Source organism: Paenibacillus maysiensis (assembly GCF_000520815.1).
In the GTDB taxonomy this organism is placed as follows: Bacteria; Bacillota; Bacilli; order Paenibacillales; family Paenibacillaceae; genus Paenibacillus; species Paenibacillus maysiensis.
The window spans coordinates 1-3,319 of record NZ_ASRY01000309.1 but is presented as its reverse complement, the minus strand read 5'-3'; the positions used below and the strand labels follow the sequence as shown (position 1 = coordinate 3,319).

1 protein-coding gene is annotated in these 3,319 nt (G+C 62.8%); it reads right to left on the bottom strand.

Annotated elements, in window-relative coordinates:
• Positions 1-3,319, bottom strand: a 3,319-nt coding sequence (locus L696_RS0124045; protein ID WP_025685916.1) for a type I polyketide synthase, incomplete at both ends; no start/stop codon positions are given.

The following is a 3,319-nucleotide window of genomic DNA, read 5'->3' as shown; positions in this document are numbered from 1 at the left end:
AGGCCCCGCCACTTTCGGCTCCAGCACCTGCTCGATGCCTTCGACCGTCTTGCGAATGAAGGCCGAGTTCTCTTCATCGAGCAGGCCCGCCGCATGCAGCACCCCGCCGATCGGGCCGAGGCTGCGGCGAACCGCCTGCACGCTCTCTTCGACCGCCTGAACATCAGACAGCGGCACAGACAGAACCATGACCTGCGCCCCTTCTCGCTCCAGAGCTTGGATGCCCTGAATCTTCCGGGAAACAGGCGTCTGCTCCCGAAGGTGCGCCGCCCACGTCTCGCGCGGCGGCAAGGTTTCCCGTCCGGTCAGCACCAGGCGCTTGACGCCATAGTGTTTGACAAAATGCTGCGCGCACAGATACCCAAGGCCCCGCGTGCCCCCGGTGATCCAGAGCACTTGATCTTCCGGGAACGGCGTTCGCGCTTGCTGCTCGCCTTTTTCCCATTCCTTGAGCCGCGCGCGATAACGCAGCCCGTTTCGCCAGCACGCTTCCGTCTCCTCATCTTCGACAAGGAACTCAGCGGCAATCTGCTCGGCCAGCCTCGTCTCATCAGAGACCGGCTCCAGATCGAGATGGCGGGATTGCACATGGCCATATTCGCTCTGCAGCATGCGATAGAGCGCCGCACGGGAGGCACCTGCGAGGTTGACCGTCGCACTCTGATACCCTTCCAGCCCCTTGGTGACACCCAAAAGCATCATCCCATCGCGGCGGCCGTGTTCGATCAGCAGCTGAAGCCAGCTCATCCATTCCGCCGACTCCTTGCGCTCCTGACCGCAGCCGACCAGATCGATCAGACCGTCATACGCCTGCCAATCCAGCTCTTGCGGCTCTTGCGCCACATCGAACAGGCGGCTTTGCGGCAGTCTCTTCGCCAGCTCGGTGGCCAAACTGCGCGTCTCCGGCGTGGTCAGGATCGCCACCGCCCGGTTGACGCTGCGGCTTGGAGCTTCCGAACATGGCTCCCACACTTTTTTCAGAAAATACATCTTGCGCTCTGCCGCCGTGCTGTTTCCTTGCCACTCGCCTTCGACCGGCTCCAGCACCAGTCCGCGCATCTGCACGCAGACCTCGCCCGTTTCGTCGCAGAGGTCGAGGTCATAGCCGGCCTCGCCGCTTCGAATCAGCGCCCACATCGCAGACGGGCACGGACGGAGGATGTCCAGCGACTGCAGGGAGACGGGTCGGGTCGGCTTGCGGTCGGTCTGTTTCAGCGTAAAAGCGTTCACGGCCTGAACCGCAGCTTCCAGCAAGGTCGGGTGCAGCACATAGTCCGCTTCCGTGGCAAGAGCTGCTGAAGGCAGGGCGAGCTTGGCCAGCACGTGGCTCTCTCCCAGATAGAGCGTCTCGATCCCTTGCAGGATCGGCCCATAGGCCGTCCCCATCGCGCGGAAGGCATCGTAGCATTGCTCAGCCGTCAGAACGCCGAGTCCCGACTGCACCTGCAAGGCGTGCAGATCGAGCGGCGGTGCCGGATCGAACGCGCAGATCTCGACTTCGCCATAGCTATACAGCGTCGGAGCTTCCTCCCCTTGTGGGATGTCACCGCTGATCTCATAGGCGATCTCGCCGTCCTCCAGCGCATGGAGTCCGACATGCAGACGTATAGATTCGCCTGCTGCGACGATCGGTTTCGGCCAGACGACATCTATCAAACGCATGGACGTCGGATCGTTCGCTTCAAGACCCGTCGCCAGCAGAGCAGCCGCTCGCGCCAGCTCCAGCTCTGCGACGCCCGGCAGTACCGGGTTGCCATAGACGACGTGATCGCGGAGGAAGAATTCGCGGCCCGTCAGCGTCGAACGGAACCGCACTTCGGTCAGGTCGGACGTGTTCTCGTGCACCAGCGGATGCAGCATCGCGGCGCGTCCTACGCCCGTCCCGCTCTGCACAGCTCCGTCGATCGGAAGCCAGTAGCGCTCCTTGGCAAACGGATAGCCCGGCAGCGAGATGCGACCTGGCTTGCCTGTTGCATATTGCCGGCTCCAATCGATCGACAGCCCTTTAGCCCACAGGTCGAGCAGCTTGCCGAACTTGCCTTTTGCCTGCCATGCCTCGATCACCGCCTGCATGTCCTCGTCCTGCGCGAAGAGGGCCAGCGTGTCCTTGTAGTGCTTGACATGTCCGTGGAGCAGGCCGTCGATGTCTCGTTTGCCGGACAGGAAATCTTGCAGTTTGGCACTCAGTTCCTTGAGCGACGAGGCCAGCACGGCCAGACGCTCCTCCATCGTCTCGCGGCCCAGCTGCAAGGTGTAGGCGATCGCCGGCATGTCCGCGTCGCTGTATGCACCGCTCTCGACAGCCTGCAGCAAGTGCTGTGCCTGTTCTTGCAGACGGTCTGCGTTCTTGGCCGAGAGCACGATGACGTGCGGAGCCGTTCCGAAATGGTCACGCTGTTGCTCTACCGCTTGGTATTCCTCGATGATCACATGCGCGTTCGCACCGCCGGCCCCGAACGACGAGAGGCCCGCAAGGCGCGGGAACTCCCTTGTCTGACCGTCGATCTCCACCAGAGGGCGCTTCCATTCCATCAGCTCTTGCGGCACGACAAACGGGCTGTTCCGGAAGTCGATGTTTGCGTTGAGCTGTTGAGAGTGCAAGGACGGAGCGATTCTGCGGTGCTTGAGCTGGAGCAGCACTTTGGTCAGGCCGGCGATGCCGGCGCTCGCTTCCAGATGCCCGATGTTCGACTTGACAGAGCCGATCGCGCAGAACTGCTTGTCTCGCGTGTACTTGCCAAACGCGCGGGAGAGCCCGGTGATCTCGATCGGGTCGCCCAGCGCCGTGCCGGTGCCGTGCGCCTCGATGTAGCTGATCGCGCGCGGGTTGATCTTCGCCCGCTCCAGCGCTTTCAGAATCATGTCCGACTGCGCTGTCGGGTTCGGCACCGTATACCCGTTGGTCTTGCCTCCGTGATTGACAGCGGTCGCCTTGATGACGCCGTAGATGTGGTCGCCGTCCTTCACCGCTTGGTCGAGCGGCTTGAGCAGCACGGCGCCGATGCCTTCGCCCGGCACATACCCGTCGCCATCCGCGCCAAAACTTCTGCATCTGCCATCCGTCGCCAGGAACTTGTACTGACTCAGGAACAGATATTTCCCCGCGCCGATCGACAGGTTGACGCCGCCGGCGATGGCGACGCTGCTCTCTCCGTTCAGAAGGCTCTGGCAGGCGAGATGCAGCGCGGTCAGGGACGAAGAGCACGCGGTATCCACCGTCAGGCTCGGCCCGTTGAAGTTGCAGAAATACGAAACGCGGTTGGCGATGCTGTAGAGCAGCGTGCTTGGGCTGAGCACATGGCCCTGCGCCTGTGCGAGC